Annotated in this window: 13 protein-coding genes and 1 tRNA gene; 5 read left to right on the forward strand and 9 right to left on the reverse strand. The window is 63.4% G+C overall.

All coding sequences use genetic code 11. The annotated features are described in order from the left end of the window. Positions 1-74: 74 nt before the first annotated feature. Both hisH and hisB read right to left on the reverse strand, forming a co-directional pair. A complete protein-coding gene (gene hisH / locus AC0QHF_RS20385; protein ID WP_324706077.1) occupies positions 75-713 on the reverse strand; it encodes an imidazole glycerol phosphate synthase subunit HisH in 639 nt (212 codons plus the stop codon). 103 nt (positions 714-816) lie between these two features. After that, positions 817-1,404: an imidazoleglycerol-phosphate dehydratase HisB gene (gene hisB, locus AC0QHF_RS20390; protein ID WP_239323991.1), complete on the reverse strand. Its 588-nt coding sequence runs from the start codon at positions 1,402-1,404 to the stop codon at positions 817-819. Positions 1,405-1,595: 191 nt separating this feature from the next. Here hisB and AC0QHF_RS20395 point away from each other — a divergent pair, with 191 nt between their 5' ends. Further along, a complete protein-coding gene (locus AC0QHF_RS20395) occupies positions 1,596-1,835 on the forward strand; it encodes an Lrp/AsnC family transcriptional regulator (RefSeq protein WP_005652398.1) in 240 nt (79 codons plus the stop codon). Between the two features lie 146 nt (positions 1,836-1,981). Here AC0QHF_RS20395 and AC0QHF_RS20400 read toward each other — a convergent pair whose 3' ends face one another. Continuing rightward, complete coding sequence (locus tag AC0QHF_RS20400) at positions 1,982-3,334, reverse strand: aminotransferase (protein WP_324706078.1); 1,353 nt, start codon at positions 3,332-3,334, stop codon at positions 1,982-1,984. 143 nt (positions 3,335-3,477) lie between these two features. After that, positions 3,478-3,552, reverse strand: a tRNA-Gly gene (locus AC0QHF_RS20405). Between the two features lie 166 nt (positions 3,553-3,718). On the opposite strand from AC0QHF_RS20405, the gene AC0QHF_RS20410 reads away from it, so the two are divergent. Beyond that, positions 3,719-3,934 carry a hypothetical protein gene (locus AC0QHF_RS20410; protein WP_324706079.1) on the forward strand — a complete coding sequence of 72 codons (216 nt, stop codon included), beginning with the start codon at positions 3,719-3,721 and terminating at the stop codon, positions 3,932-3,934. 79 nt (positions 3,935-4,013) lie between these two features. On the opposite strand, the gene AC0QHF_RS20415 is transcribed toward AC0QHF_RS20410, so the two are convergent. Further along, the gene (locus AC0QHF_RS20415) at positions 4,014-5,588 is read right to left on the reverse strand and encodes a hypothetical protein (RefSeq protein ID WP_239323997.1); all 1,575 of its coding nucleotides are present in this window, start codon (positions 5,586-5,588) and stop codon (positions 4,014-4,016) included. Positions 5,589-5,887: 299 nt separating this feature from the next. Here AC0QHF_RS20415 and AC0QHF_RS20420 point away from each other — a divergent pair, with 299 nt between their 5' ends. Then, positions 5,888-6,382 carry a hypothetical protein gene (locus tag AC0QHF_RS20420; protein ID WP_324706080.1) on the forward strand — a complete coding sequence of 165 codons (495 nt, stop codon included), beginning with the start codon at positions 5,888-5,890 and terminating at the stop codon, positions 6,380-6,382. Positions 6,383-6,498: 116 nt separating this feature from the next. Here AC0QHF_RS20420 and AC0QHF_RS20425 read toward each other — a convergent pair whose 3' ends face one another. Both AC0QHF_RS20425 and AC0QHF_RS20430 read right to left on the reverse strand, forming a co-directional pair. Further along, entirely contained in the window at positions 6,499-9,939 is a 3,441-nt protein-coding gene (locus AC0QHF_RS20425; RefSeq protein ID WP_324706081.1) for a pyruvate carboxylase, read from the reverse strand. A gap of 93 nt (positions 9,940-10,032) precedes the next feature. After that, positions 10,033-10,344, reverse strand: a complete 312-nt coding sequence (locus AC0QHF_RS20430) for a hypothetical protein (RefSeq protein ID WP_324706082.1) — start codon at positions 10,342-10,344, stop codon at positions 10,033-10,035. A gap of 20 nt (positions 10,345-10,364) precedes the next feature. Here AC0QHF_RS20430 and AC0QHF_RS20435 point away from each other — a divergent pair, with 20 nt between their 5' ends. Next, positions 10,365-10,799, forward strand: coding sequence for a BLUF domain-containing protein (locus AC0QHF_RS20435; protein ID WP_239324015.1), 435 nt, complete (start codon positions 10,365-10,367; stop codon positions 10,797-10,799). A 106-nt stretch (positions 10,800-10,905) separates the two neighbouring features. Here the strand turns inward: AC0QHF_RS20435 and AC0QHF_RS20440 are convergent, their stop codons facing one another. Further along, positions 10,906-12,078 carry an alpha-hydroxy acid oxidase gene (locus AC0QHF_RS20440; protein ID WP_324706083.1) on the reverse strand — a complete coding sequence of 391 codons (1,173 nt, stop codon included), beginning with the start codon at positions 12,076-12,078 and terminating at the stop codon, positions 10,906-10,908. 57 nt (positions 12,079-12,135) lie between these two features. Then, complete coding sequence (locus AC0QHF_RS20445; RefSeq protein WP_239324019.1) at positions 12,136-12,543, reverse strand: BLUF domain-containing protein; 408 nt, start codon at positions 12,541-12,543, stop codon at positions 12,136-12,138. Positions 12,544-12,795: 252 nt separating this feature from the next. Between AC0QHF_RS20445 and AC0QHF_RS20450 the strand changes: the two genes are divergently transcribed. Then, entirely contained in the window at positions 12,796-15,255 is a 2,460-nt protein-coding gene (locus AC0QHF_RS20450) for an ATP-dependent helicase (protein ID WP_324706084.1), read from the forward strand. The last annotated feature ends 116 nt before the right edge of the window (positions 15,256-15,371 follow it).

Raw genomic sequence — 15,371 nt, forward strand, 5'->3', positions numbered from 1 at the left:
GGCGCGCAAGCGGCCTGGGGCCCCTTGCGCGCGCCGCCCTTTCGGGCGGCAGGCGTCCAGATCAGCGCGGGGTGTCAGGGCGTCCAGGTGAGAAAGTTGCCGATCATCCTGAGCCCGACATGCTGGCTTTTTTCCGGGTGGAACTGCATGCCGAGCATGGTGTCGCGCCCGATCACCGCTGTCACATCCCCGGCGTAATCCACATGCGCCAGACGTTCAGCCGGATTGGCGACACGGAAGTGATAGCTGTGTACGAAATAGCAGTGATCGCCCGTCGAGATGCCATCAAACACCGGGTGGGGGGTGTCGATCACCAGATCGTTCCAGCCCATATGCGGCACCTTCAGGTTCCTATCCGCAGGCGTGATCTTCACCACGTCACCGCCCACCCAGCCGAGGCCCGGCGTCTCGGAATATTCGTGCCCCGTCGTGGCCATCAACTGCATGCCGACACAAATCCCGAGGAAGGGGCGGCCCTTGACCTCCACGGCCTCGACCATCGCGTCATAAATGCCCTTGTGGCCGCGCAATTCTGCCGCGCAGGCAGGAAAGGCCCCGTCGCCCGGCAGCACCAGCCGGTCGGCGCGGGCGACCACATCGGCGTCGGAGGTCACCACCACCTCACCGGCGCCGACCTCGGCCGCCATGCGCTGAAACGCTTTTTCGGCGGAGTGCAGGTTGCCGGATTCATAGTCGATGATGGCGGTCAGCATAGGATCGTCCTCGGGATGGTGTGAACCCCGAGGTGGCTTTGAGCCATCACAGGGTCAGGGGGCACGGGATCAAGGGGCAGGGCAGAAGCGGCGCAAGCGCGCCTCAGAGCGCACCTTTGGTGGAGGGTACGGCGTCGGCCTTGCGCGGGTCGACCTCGACGGCGGTGCGCAGCGCGCGGGCGACGGCCTTGAATGCGGCCTCGGCGATGTGGTGGCTGTTCACCCCATGGATCTGGTCGACGTGCAGGGTGATGCCGCCATGGGTCGCGAGCGCCTGAAAGAACTCGCGGACGAGTTCGGTGTCGAAAGTGCCGATTTTTTGCGTGGGCAGGTCCACATTCCACACAAGGAAGGGCCGGGCCGAAAGATCCAGCGCGGCGCGCACCTGTGCGTCATCCATCGGCAAGTGGCACTCGCCGTAGCGGTTGATACCTTTCTTGTCGCCAAGCGCCTGCACCAGCGCCTGACCCAGCGCGATACCGGTATCCTCGACCGTGTGGTGGTCGTCGATGTGATAATCCCCCTTGGCGCGGATGGTCATGTCGATCAGCGAGTGGCGCGACAGCTGGTCCAGCATATGGTCAAAAAAGCCAACGCCGGTCTGATTGTCATATGTGCCGCTGCCGTCGAGGTTGACGGAAACGGAGATCTCCGTCTCGGCGGTGGAGCGGGAAACCTGGGCTGTGCGCATGGTGAAATCCTCAATCTGTCGCCTAGGCTTATAGGGTGCGGGGCGGCGCAGGCTCAAGGGGGATCGCAGGATTGCTGTGCCTCTGCAGTGCCTTTGTGGCGCATCAGGGGCGCTCAGGGGTGGGATTGCCCTTTTTCGCGCTGCATGCGAGGTTGCCGGGCAACCAGACCTGACAGAAGCTGAGGCGAGAAATGTCCACCTGCGTCTTTATCCAGATCCGCTGCAAACCCGGCACCACCTATAAGGTGGCCGAGGATATTGCGCTGCATGAGATCCACTCGGAGCTTTATTCAACCAGCGGGGAATATGATCTGCTGATGAAGCTCTACATCCCCTCGGGCGAGGATGTGGGCAAATATATCAACGACCACCTGTTGCAGATCCCCAATATCGAGCGGTCGCTGACGACGATGACGTTCAAGGTCTTCTGAGGATTACCAAAAGGAGCGCCTTGCGACGCGCAGGTTGCGCTTTTCCGTGTGGGAAAAGCCTGTTGCGAGGCGCTGCCTCGCGCTCCGGGATATTTATGAAAAGATGAAAAGGCGCCCGCTTTGGTCGGGGCGCCTTTTGTTTTGGGTCAGCTGTTCAGGAGGCCTTCGGATTTTAAGGCCTCATAGGCGGTATCGACGCCGGTCTTGGTGCGTTTGAGCATCTCGTCGACCTCTGCCTTGGTGATGATCAGCGGCGGGCAGAAGGCCAGCGCGTTTCCGGCGACGGCGCGCAGGATCAGGCCTGCGTCCTGGCAGGCTTTGACGGCCGCAGCGCCGCCTTTGCCGCCAGCAATTGTTGCGCCGGTGGTCTTGTTGGAGACCAGTTCCAGCGCCGCGATCAGCCCCTTGCCGCGCACCTCACCCACCAGCGGGTGATCGGTGAAGATCTCGCGCAGCTGCGCTTGCATGTAAGCGCCCACCTCGGCGGCATGGTCAAAGATCTTGTCGCGCTCGTAGATTTCCAGCGTTTTTAGCGCGGCGGCACAGGCGGCGGGGTGGCCGGAGTAGGTATAGCCGTGGCCAAAGACGCCGACCTCATTGGTCTGATCCACCATCGCCTTGTACATCCAGCCGGGAATGACTGAGGCGGAGATCGGGAAATAGGCCGAGGACAGCTGTTTGGCGAAGGTCATCAGGTCCGGTTTGATCCCCATGGTGGTGCAGCCGAAATCCGCGCCTGTGCGACCAAAACCACAGATGACCTCATCCGCCCAGATCAGGATGTCATGTTTGCGCAAGAGCGCCTGCAGCCCTTCATAGTAGCCTTCGGGGGGCACGATCACGCCAGAGGCGCCGGTGATCGGCTCTACGATCATCGCGGCGATGGTCTCCGGGTCCTCGGCGAGGATCTGGTCTTCGAGGTTTTGCAGGATGCGTTCGACAAACTGCGCCTCGGTCTCATTGCCCTGACGGCCGGTGTAGTAATGCGGCGCATCGGCGCGCAGGATCGACAGTGCCTCCAGCGGGGCGTCGAAATGGGCGAGGTTGGCGGGCAGGGAGGTCAGCGAGCCCGCCGCCACCGTCACGCCGTGATAGCCGCGCTCGCGGGTGATGATCTTGCGCTTTTGCGGCTTGCCGATCGCATTGAAGTAATAGCGCAGCATCTTGTAGTGGCTGTCATTGGCGTCGGAACCGGAGTTGCCAAAGAAGAAATAGGCATCCTCCACCGGCACCATCGCCTTGAGTTTCTCGGCCAGCTGCATCACCGGCGCGTGGGTCTTGCCGCCGAATGTGTGCTGGAAGGGCAGGCGGTTCAGCTGGTCGGTGATCGCCTCCACCACCTCGGTGTTGGAATAGCCCAGCGAGGTACACCACAGGCCCGCGAGCCCTTCGATGTATTCCTTGCCGCTGTCGTCATAGACGTAGATCCCCTCACCATGAGTGATGCAGAGCTGCTCCGTCGCGGTGAAATTCGTCGTCGGGTAGATCACGGAGGACATCTGGCCATTCCTTTGCTGTCTCAGGTTGTCACAAGGATTGGCGCGGCGCTGCGCGGCAGTCAAAGACTTTTGATCAAAAAGTGCAAGTGCCTGTCCTGAAACGCGAAAAGCCGCCCCGGAGGAGCGGCCTTTTCGGTTTCGAATGGAGCGGGCGAGGCGATTCGAACGCCCGACCCTAACCTTGGCAAGGTTATGCTCTACCCCTGAGCTACGCCCGCGCTGCCATTCGGTGAGACGGGACTTATAAAACCCCGCCGGGGGCTGCAAGGGCAAATCCCATCTGGGCGCGGATTTTTCTCATGTGCAGACGCCGGCGACGGATCTGGGCGCTACGACCGTATCACGGGACAGGAGATCACAGCAGGCACAGCCGGGAGAGATGACATGAGCGTTTGGGATACGGTGCGGACAGGGGCCCTGGCGGGCGCCCTGGTGCTGGCGGGCGTGGCGCAGGAGGCGGGGCAGGGTGCGTCGCAGGCGCGTATCCCCGAGGCGCCGTCGGTGCAGCTCGACCCGCTCGCGCCGGTGCAGCCGGAGGCCACCACAACCGCCCCGGATCTGCGCCTGAGTGGCCGGGTCGGGGTCGATGTGCAGGGATAACCTGCGCGTCATCCTCAGCTCAGGACGGACACCGGACCCAAGGCGCGATGGCGTTTTGATGCTGTCCTCTGGGGCGGCGCTACTTGACCGGCACCTTGTGTTTCTTCAGGGCCTTGGTCAGTTCCTTGTCGACCAGCGACATCAGCGCCTTGTCCTTGGCGGCGGCCTTGGCGGCCATATCGGTCATCTGGGCCTCGCTTTCCTTGCCGGTGGCGCGCGAAATGATGGCGCCATAGCCGACCTTGAGGCTTTCGTCGCTGACCTTGTTCATCACCTCCGCCCAGAGTTTCGCCTTCAGCGTATTGGGGATGTCGTTTGTCTTGGCGATTTTGGCGAGACGATCCGGGAAAATCTTGCCTTGCAGGACCTCCTTGTTCTTGTAGGCCCATTTCTTCTGGAAACCGCCGAGGTTTTTCACCAGCCCGCCCAGCAGGGCGGAATAGAGGATCGAGGTCACGATCGCCTGGAATTCCTTTTCGGTCGGGGCCTTGCCGCTCTTCATGATGCGGCCCAGTTCCTTGACCGCTTCGCCCAGCACGGTCTTGATCACCTCCTGACCCGAGCCGGCCAGGTAGTTGGCGATGAACTTTTGCATCTGCTTGGTGCTGAGGAAGGCCACCTTGCCGGCCAGTTTCGGCGCCACCCATTTGGCGGCGTCGTCGCAGAACCCCAACGGGATCTTGCTGCCGATGCCACCGGTCAGCCCGCCGACGGTGCCGTCGATCACGATCGACTGGATCGAGCCCCAGACCGTCACCTTCTGGCCGCTGGCGTGTTTGCCCAGCTCCTGGCTGGCGCTTTGCAACACGCCGACCCCGGCGCCGGAGGCGATCGCCGCGCTGCCCGCGGACATGCCCGCCCCGGTGACCAGCACCGGCGCCGCCAACGCGCCCACCACCGCAAAACAGGCCGCCGAGGACACCGTCAGCACGGTGGCCGTGGTCTGGGCGGAGCCGGTGAATTCCTTGAGGAACCGCAGCAGGTCGGCGTTGAAGGCGCCAATGGCTTTCTCCGCCTCCGGCAGCGCCTCGTTGATCAGTTTCAGATCCTTGGACACCATCGCCCGTTCCAGCTTGCCGCTGGCAGAGATCGACCGCAGGCAGAGCTTGTTCTTCGGCATTTCGACCGACCCGGCCTGAAGGATGATGGCCTGCGCCACCGCATCCAGGACCCCGTCCTTCATCTGCGCCACATCGAGATAGTGCCGGTAGGTTTCCAGCGCGTTGTCGTGGTTGCGCAGCAGCGATTTCATATAGGGGGTCAGGCGCTTGATCACATCGGCCTTGACGCTTTCGAATTCCTTCGGCGTGCAGAGGATCTTCTTGCCGCGGAAGTTCACCTCCACCATCGGCTCCTTGGCGGCCTTGGCCTCTTCGGCGAGCTGCTTCTTGTAGCCCGGCAGCAGCATCTTGAAGGTGCGCCCGCCGGGATCGACCACCTTGTCGGGATGTTTGAACCCGGCCTTCTTCTGAAAGGCGGCGATCGCCTTCAACAGCCCCGCGTCCATTTTCTTGGAGGTGCCGAGCGGGCCGATCTTGTTGGCTTCGAGCATCTGGCGCACCAGCAGCACATCGGCGGGCTTGTTCTTGACCTCATCGCCGGAACTATGACGGGGCGACAGGCCCACCGGAGCGGAAAGTTTTGCAGACGACATGAGCCAACCTCGGAAACAGATAGATCAATAATGAATGGCGACAGTTTTGGGGCACGGATCAAAAGGTGCAAGCTTGACAGGCGGGAATTGACGCAGCCCCGGGCAATTTTCCCCGGAGTCGGGTCAGTAATGCTGACCCGTTCGCCTGCGTCGCGATCGCCGGTCCGCCTGTGTCTTGCGGGCAGCGCCGAAATCTGTGGCGCAATCGCCGCACTCCTGGGGCTCGCGGGACCGTGATCCCGCGGCTCAGGCAAACTGCGCTACCGCGGTGACTTCAGCCGCTACAGGAGCCCCCCCGGATGCCCGACCGTTCAGAGCAGATCGCGTTCCACCGCCTTTCCGACATCGCGCCGGAGGAGATCACCGCGCATATGTCCGACCCGCGTCTGCGGGACCATATGCCCCTGCTCGACGGGGTGCGCTGGGATGCCGTCACCACCGAGAAATTCGTCGCCGACAAGGAACGCTGCTGGGCGCAGGACGGGCTCGGGCATTGGGCCTTTGTGGTCGGAGGGCGCTATGTGGGCTGGGGTGGCTTCGAGAAAGAAGGCGACGACTGGGATTTTGGCCTGGTGTTGCGCCCGGATGCGTTTGGCCTCGGGCGGCGCATAGCCGACACGGCACTGCGGTTTGCCCGGAAGGACCCGCGCATTCCCTATGTGACCTTCCTGCTGCCTCCCAGCCGCCGCCACCTCGGCGCGCTGCGGCGCCTGGGCGCGCAGGAGATCGGGATGGTGCCGTACCAGGGAGCGGAGTTTCGCAAGTTCAGGCTGCTGACCGGCGCGGATGCCTGACCGGCCCCCTGAAACGTAGGCTCCTGACACCCCAACTGTAATGACCTGAGACGCGCCCATGAAAAAGCCGCAGCCCCGGTTGGGAGCTGCGGCTCAATCCTGGCATGTGGCGTGGATCACTCCAGCTCGACCAGCAGGTCTTTGGCGTCGATCTGGCCGCCGGGCTGGACGTGAACGGCCTTCACCACCGCGTCGCGCTCGGCATGCAGGCCGGTTTCCATCTTCATCGCCTCGATGGTCAGCAACAGGTCGCCCTCATGCACCTGTTGGCCCACCTGCACCCCGATCGAGGCCACGACACCGGGCATCGGCGCGCCGACGTGGTTGGCATTGCCGACCTCGGCCTTGGGGCGCTGCGCGGTGGAGGATTTCACCAGACGGTTGGGCACCCGGATGACACGCGGCTGGCCGTTCAGTTCAAAGAACACCTTCACCTCGCCCTGTTCATCGGTTTCGCCGATGGCTTGCAGGCGGATTTCCAGCGTCTTGCCGGGGTCAATCTCGGCAGTGATCTCGTCACCCGGCTCCATGCCGTAAAAGAACGTCCGTGTCGGCAAGGACCGCACCGGGCCGTACTGGCGATGGCGCCCCATGTAATCCAGGAACACCTTGGGATACATCAGATAGCCGTTCAGATCCTCGTCATCGACCTTGAAGCCTTCGAGCTCTTTGGACAGCTCCGCGCGGGTGTTCTCAATGTCGACAGGCTCCAGATGCGCGCCGGGGCGTTCCAGATTGGGGGCCTCGCCCTTCAGCACCTTCTTGACGATGCCTTCGGGGAACCCGCCCGGAGGCTGGCCGAGGTTGCCGCGCATCATGTCCACCACCGAGTCGGGGAAGGAGACGTCGGATTTCGGGTCCTCGACCTGCGCGCGGGTCAGGCCCTGAGAGACCATCATCAGCGCCATGTCGCCCACCACCTTGGACGAAGGCGTCACTTTGACGATGTCACCAAACATCTGGTTCACATCCGCATAGGTCTGGGCGACCTCGTGCCAGCGCTCCTCCAGACCAAGGCTGCGCGCCTGTGCCTTGAGGTTGGTGAACTGGCCACCGGGCATCTCGTGCAGATAGACCTCGGAGGCCGGGGCCATCAGGCCGCTCTCGAACGCCGCATATTGCGCGCGCACGTTTTCCCAGTATTCCGAGATTTCGCGGATGTTGCCGATGTCCAGCCCGGTGTCGCGGTCGGTGTTTTTCAGCGCCTCTACGATCGACCCCAAACAGGGCTGCGAGGTGCCGCCAGAGAAGGCATCCATTGCCGCATCCACCGCATCAACGCCCGCATCCGCCGCCGCCAGAATGGTCGCGCCCGCAATGCCAGAGGTGTCATGGGTGTGGAAGTGGATCGGCAGGCCGACCTCTTCCTTCAGCGCCTTGATCAGCAGCTTGGCAGAGGCCGGTTTCAACAGACCCGCCATGTCCTTGAGGCCCAGCACATGCGCGCCCGCCGCCTCCAGTTCCTTGGCCATGCCGACGTAGTATTTCACGTCATATTTGGCCCGCTCAGGGTCAAGGATGTCGCCAGTATAGCAGATGGTGCCTTCGCAGATCTTGCCGCTTTCGACCACCGCATCCATGGCGACGCGCATGTTCTCGACCCAATTGAGGCTGTCAAACACGCGGAAGACGTCGATGCCCTTGGCGGCTTCCTTGACGAAGAACTGCACCACGTTGTCAGGGTAGTTGGTGTAACCCACACCGTTGGAGGCGCGCAGCAGCATCTGCGTCATCAGGTTCGGCATTGCCTCGCGCAGGTCGCGCAGACGCTGCCACGGGCATTCCTGCAAGAAGCGATAGGCCACATCGAACGTCGCCCCGCCCCAGCACTCGACCGAGAACAGCTGGCTGAGGTTCTGCGCATAGGCCGGCGCCACCTTGATCATGTCATGGCTGCGCATGCGGGTGGCCAGCAGGGACTGGTGCCCATCGCGCATGGTGGTGTCGGTGAGCAGCAGCTGCCGCTGCGCCTTCATCCAGTCCGCGACCGCCTTGGCACCCTTTTGTTCCAACAGGTTACGCGTGCCATAGGGCAGGTTGCCCTTGTCGACCTTGGGGGCACGCGGCTCCTTCAGGTCGGGGTGCGGCGCGGCGCGGCCCTCGGTTTCCGGGTGACCGTTGACGGAGATATCCGCGATATAGGTCAGCACCTTGGTGCCGCGGTCACGGCGCTTGGCGAACTGGAACAGCTCCGGCGTCTCGTCGATGAACTTGGTGGTGTATTCATTCGACAGGAAGGTCGGATGCTTCAGCAGGTTCTCGACAAAGGCGATGTTGGTGCTGACACCGCGCACCCGGAATTCACGCAGTGCGCGGTCCATACGGGCGATGGCCTTCTCCGGTGTCGGCGCTTTGGCCGTCACCTTGGTCAGCAGGCTGTCGTAATAGCGCGTGATCACCCCGCCCGCATAGGCAGTGCCGCCATCCAGACGGATGCCCATGCCGGTGGCCGAGCGGTAGGCGGTGATGCGGCCATAGTCGGGGATGAAGTTGTTGAGCGGATCTTCGGTGGTCACACGGGTTTGCAGCGCGTGCCCGTTGAGGGTGATATCGCCCTGGCTGGCCTTGCCGGTGGCCTCTGCCAGCGTCTTGCCCTCGGCAATCAGGATCTGCGCCTGCACGATGTCGATGCCGGTGACTTCTTCGGTGACGGTGTGTTCCACCTGCACCCGTGGGTTCACCTCGATGAAGTAGAAGTTGCCCGTCTCCATATCCATCAGGAATTCGACGGTGCCCGCACATTCATAGTTCACATGTTGGCAGATCTTGCGGCCCAGATCGCAGATCTCTTCCCGTTGCGCATCTGTCAGATAGGGTGCAGGGGCGCGTTCCACGACCTTTTGGTTGCGGCGCTGCACGGAGCAGTCGCGCTCGAACAGGTGGTAGATCTCGCCATGCTTGTCGCCAAGGATCTGCACCTCGACGTGGCGAGCGCGGGTGATCATCTTTTCGAGATAGCCTTCGCCATTGCCGAATGCGGCTTCGGCCTCGCGGCGGCCTTCCAGAACCTTTTCTTCAAGCTCGTCGTCCGAGTGGATCGGGCGCATGCCGCGTCCGCCGCCGCCCCAGCTCGCCTTGAGCATCAGGGGATAGCCGACCTCTGCCGCTTCCTTGCGGATCGCGTCCATGTCATCGCCCAGCACCTCGGTGGCGGGGATGACCGGAACGCCCGCCTCGATCGCCACGCGGCGGGCGCTGGCCTTGTCGCCCAGGGCGCGCATGGTCTCGGCCTTGGGGCCGATAAAAGTGATGCCGTTGCGCGCGCAGGCATCCACAAAATCGGGGTTTTCCGACAGCAGGCCATAGCCCGGGTGGATCGCATCGGCGCCGCATTCCTTGGCAACGCGAATGATCTCGTCGATCGACAGGTAGGCGGCAACCGGGCCGAGGCCCTCGCCGATGCGATAGGCTTCGTCCGCCTTAAAGCGGTGCAGGCCCAGTTTGTCCTCCTCCGCATAGACGGCCACGGTACGTTTGCCCATCTCGTTGGCGGCGCGCATCACGCGGATGGCGATTTCGCCTCGGTTGGCAATCAGGATCTTGTTGAACTCAGTCATCTCTCCCCCGGGGTCTTGATGGATGGCGAAGTGGTAACGGCTGTATGACACGCAGAACATCCCGGCTTGTGGGTATCTGCGGCATGATCGCGTTCACTTGCGCCCCTTTTTCTTGAATTTCGGCGGATGGGAGTGCCGAAACGCGAAGGTTGCGCCGGAAATTCCGGCGTTCTGCCGCCACGGAAGGCCGTTTGGGAAGGCGGGCTGGCGTTGTTTTACCGATCCCGGGGCGCGGGTGCACGCATTTTTTTGCAGTGCAGCATTTCGCCCCTGTGCTTTGGAGGCGTTAACCACTCTAAAGGATAGTGCTTCTATTCGAGAGGATTTCGGATAAATTTTAATCAACAGCACCGGATCTGCAAAACGCGATCCCCAAAGACCACCGCAAACCAAGGTCACAGCCACACGCACCAAGGAACACCGAGATGCACCGCTTTGTCTATGTCAGTACCGCCAGCCAGGATCTCACCGCGCATCAGATCGCGGATATCGCAGGCACCTGTCATCGCAACAACCGCAAGGCCGGGCTGACCGGCATGCTGCTGGCGCATCAGGGGCGGTTCCTGCATATTCTCGAAGGCGACGAAGCTGCCATCCGCCGCCGCGCCCAGAAAATCCAGGACGATCCGCGCCACCGCGATTTCGAGGTGCTGCAAGCTCGCGAAATTCAGATGCGCGCTTTTACCGACTGGGTCTTTGTGCATGAAACACCCGAGGCGCTGCCGCTTCTGGGCGGCGAGAATATCGCGCCGCTGCGTGCCTTGCTGCCGATCAACAGCGCCCTGCGCGGTCGCGATCTGACGGTGCGCCATCTGGTGCGCGACTTCCTGGCCAGCTTCAGACAATTGCTGGCGGCCTAAGGCCGGGCGCGTCAGCGCGACACCGATAACAACCAGTCTGACCCGGGGGGGATAGGCGGGGGAGGCGCGGTCCTTGGGCGAGGATCGCGCCTAAACTTTTGGGGGCTCAGTCCAGATGCAGGCGCCTGAGATCGCGCAGCTCTGCCAGCGTGCCGATGCCCAGCTGTCCCATATTGGCGCTCAGATCCTTGCTCAGGATGTCATGCAGATGCGCCGGTCCCGCGGCCCCCAATGCTGCAAGCGCATAGTGCCACGCCCGCCCCAGCATCACAAAATCCGCCCCCAGCGCCATGGCGCGCAGGATATCCAGACCGCCCTCGATGCCGCTATCGAGGATCAGCGGCAGGTGGGTGGCGGCGCGCATCTCTTCTAGCACCTCGATCGGGGCAGGGGCCGCATCAAACTGACGGCCCGCGTGGTTGGAGATCCAGATCGCATCCACCCCTGCCGCCTCCAGCCGGGGCGCGTCGCGCGCATCCAGCACGCCCTTGACCACCAGCGGCCCCTCCCAATGATCGCGCAGCCACTGCAGGTAGTCCCAATCGGGCGCAGTCCGGAGCAAATAGCCGATATGCGCGGTCGACGACAACGCCGAGGCCGCGCCCTCGATGTATTTGTCCAGCGTGCGCATATGCGGCATGCCGCCATCGCCGCGATGCTGCCGCGCCATCCCCAGCGCCCATGTGGGGTGCATCGCCACCTGTGCCAGCAGGCGCGGGGTCAGCCGGGGTGGCTGTGTCAGCCCCGACCGCACCTGCCGTTCCCGGCGCGAGGCCACCGGCACATCGACTGTCAGCACCAAGACCTTGAACCCGGCCGCACGGGCGCGTGCCAGCATATCCTTGCGGATGCCTTCATCCTTGGGCGGATACATCTGAAACCAGCCCTGTTCCCCCAGATGCGGGGCCAGATCCTCGGGGCTTTGGCTCGCCACCGTCGAGAGCCCATAGGGGATCTGGGTCGCCGCCGCATGACGGGCCAGATGACCTTCGGCGTCGGGCCAGATCAGCCCCGACATCCCCACCGGCGCAATGCCAAAGGGGCGCGGCAATCTGGTGCCAAAGAGCGTGGTGCTCAGGTCCACCTCCTGCGGTCCCCCCAGGATCGCAGGCATCAGCCCGATCCGGTCAAGACAGCGGCGATTGCGCGCCTGCGTGGCTTCTCGCCCGGTGGCGCTGTCGAGATATTCCCAGACAAAGCGGGGCAGACGTGCGCGGGCCCTGGCGCGCAGATCATCAAGGCCGGGGAAACGTTGATCCAAAGTCATGCCCGCCATCATTGGCGTTTCGGCGGCCCTGTCCAGCCCCCTCCCGCACCGGCGCAGAGCGGGCTGGCGTCAGGCGGCCAGTTGCGGCGTGAACCGCGGCAGCAGATCGCGCAACCCGCGCCGCTGTGGCTGGGGCCGCAGCGCATAGAGGGAGCCGAGCGCCTGCCGGGCATCCTCCGGCAGCTGATCCGGCAGCAGCAGGGCCATGGGCGTCTCCGGATAACAGCGCAGGCCAGCGGTTGTATCACTGATCACGGTGATGTCGTGATGACGGGCATCCGTCCGGATCGCGGCAAAGCGAGCGGCGACGGCCGCCTCCGGACCTTCGAGGATTTGCAGGAACGCACCATCGGAAAACACCAACGCGCCGGTCAGCCCGCAGGCGGCATTCTTGCGCCGCGATTTCTCGACGATGGCGGCGGTCTTTGCCTCCGTCATCGAGGTCAGGGCGTGGCTCAGGTACATCAATCGGCGCATGGTGGCTCTACTCTTTCCGCATCCGGCGCGGTGTCCGGAGTTCTACAGACCGCGCGGCGCAGATGCGAGGTCCCATCGGCGCAGCACCGCCCGCATTCGACCAGCGCCCCTATCCCTTTGGCGCGCGCAGCCGCCACTTTATTCCCGTGGGCGTCGCTGCTATGCGGATTGCCAAGGCAAACGGAAGGCGCCGGTGTGAACGGAGCATGAACACCTCTTTCCGATGTCGCCGAAACACGCTAGGATCGCCGCATGAGCACATTTGACGAAATGGACGCCTTTGAGGGCGCATCGCTGTCCGCCCGCGCCATGGCCGCGCGCCCCACACCCTATATGGATGGCCTCAACGCGGCCCAACGCGAGGCGGTGGAAACGCTGGACGGCCCGGTGCTGATGCTGGCGGGCGCGGGCACCGGCAAGACCAAGGCGCTGACCACCCGTATCGTGCATCTGTTGACCACCAACAGGGCGCGCACCAACGAGATCCTGGCGGTGACCTTCACCAACAAGGCCGCCCGCGAAATGAAGGAACGCGTAGGCCGCATGCTTGGCCAACCCGCCGAGGGCATGCCCTGGCTCGGCACCTTCCACTCGATCTGCGTCAAGCTGCTGCGCCGTCACGCGGAGCTGGTGGGGTTGAAATCCAACTTCACCATTCTGGACACGGACGACCAGATCCGCCTGCTGAAACAGCTCATTCAGGCGGCGGGCATCGACGACAAGCGCTGGCCCGCGCGGATGCTGGCCAACATCATCGACGACTGGAAAAACCGTGCGCTGACGCCGGCCAAGGTGCCCGCAGGCGATGCCAGCGCCTATAATCATCGTGGCACCGAGTTCTACGATCAGTATCAGACCCGCCTCAAAGAGCTGAACGCGGTCGATTTTGGCGACCTCCTGCTGCACTGCGTTGAGATTTTCCAGAACAACCCGGACCTTCTGGCGCAATACCACCGCTGGTTCCGCTACATCCTCGTGGACGAGTATCAGGATACCAACGTTGCCCAATACCTCTGGCTGCGGCTCTTGGCCTCGGGGCACAAGAACATCTGCTGCGTCGGCGATGACGATCAGTCGATCTACGGCTGGCGGGGCGCCGAGGTGGGCAATATCCTGCGGTTTGAAAAGGATTTTTCCGGCGCCAAGGTGATCCGGCTGGAACAGAACTACCGCTCCACCGCCCATATCCTCGCCGCCGCCTCCGGCGTCATTCGCGGCAATGAGGGCCGTCTGGGCAAGGAGCTGTGGACCGAAGCCGACGGCGGTGAAAAGGTCCGCCTGATCGGCCATTGGGACGGCGAGGAAGAGGCCCGCTGGATCGGCGAGGAAATCGAGGCGATGCAGCGCGGCACCCGGGGCATGCGCCAGTACGGCCTCAATGAAATGGCGATCCTCGTGCGCGCCTCGCATCAGATGCGCGCCTTTGAGGACCGCTTTCTGACCATTGGTCTGCCCTACCGCGTCATTGGCGGTCCGCGCTTTTACGAGCGGTTGGAAATCCGCGATGCGATGGCCTATTTCCGCGTGGTGATCTCGCCCGAGGATGATCTGGCGTTTGAGCGTATCGTCAACACGCCCAAACGCGGCCTTGGCGACAAGGCACAGCAGACCATCCGGATGGTGGCGCGGGAAAACGGCGTCTCACTCGTTGAGGGCGCGCGTCTCGCGGTCGAGGACGGGCTGATCAAGGGCAAGGGCGGGGCCGCCCTGCGCCGTCTCGTGGAAAACATCGCCCGCTGGGGGCAGATGACCCGCGCCGTGATCCCGAATGACGGTGACGAGGATGCGGTTCTTGAGGGCGTGCAGAGCTTTGAGGAGTTTCAGGCCCGCACCGAGGTCTCGCATGTTGAGCTGGCCGAGATCATCTTGGATGAGAGCGGCTATACCTCCATGTGGCAGGCGGACAAGAACCCCGACAGCCCCGGACGGCTCGAAAACCTCAAGGAGCTGGTCAAGGCGCTGGAAAACTTCGACAATCTGCAAGGGTTCCTCGAACACGTCAGCCTTGTGATGGACAATGACAAGCAGGATGCCGAGCAAAAAGTGTCGATCATGACGCTGCATGCCGCCAAGGGGCTGGAGTTTCCCGCGGTGTTCCTGCCGGGCTGGGAGGATGGGCTGTTCCCCTCGCAACGCTCGATGGATGAAAGCGGCCTCAAGGGCCTCGAAGAGGAACGCCGCCTGGCCTATGTGGGCATCACCCGCGCCGAGGAGGTCTGCACGATCTCCTTTGCGGGCAACCGGCGGGTGTTTGGCCAGTGGCAGTCGCAATTGCCCTCGCGCTTTGTCGATGAGCTGCCCGAAGAGCATGTGGAGGTGCTGACGCCGCCCGGCCTTTATGGTGGCGGTTATGGCGCAGCCGCGCCCGGCGCAGGGGCCGGGTTTGCCGAGGCGAGCGCCAACCCCTACGGCCGTTCCACCATCGAGGCGCGCATGGCCGAGGCGGACGGGTACAACTCGCCCGGCTGGAAGCGGATGCAGGCGCGCGCCGGTGAGCGCGGGCTGAGCAAGCCGCGCGAGAGCAGAAATCAGGTGATCGATCTGACCGCGACATCCGCCTTCACCATCGGCGAACGCGTGTTTCACCAGAAGTTCGGCTATGGCGCCGTGATCGGAATGGAAGGCGACAAGCTGGAGGTGGCGTTTGAAAAGGCCGGCACCAAGAAGGTTGTGGCGCGGTTTGTGTCGGCCAGCGACGACGTGCCCTTCTGACTGAGGGTACCAAACGGACGGATCGCTGACGCGATCCGGCTGGTTTATGCGGGATCGGATCGCAACGCGATCCGACCCGGGCGGGGCAGGCGCAGAGGCCAGGGCCTCTGCGCCTG

Source organism: Lyngbya sp. CCY1209 (assembly GCF_055795065.1).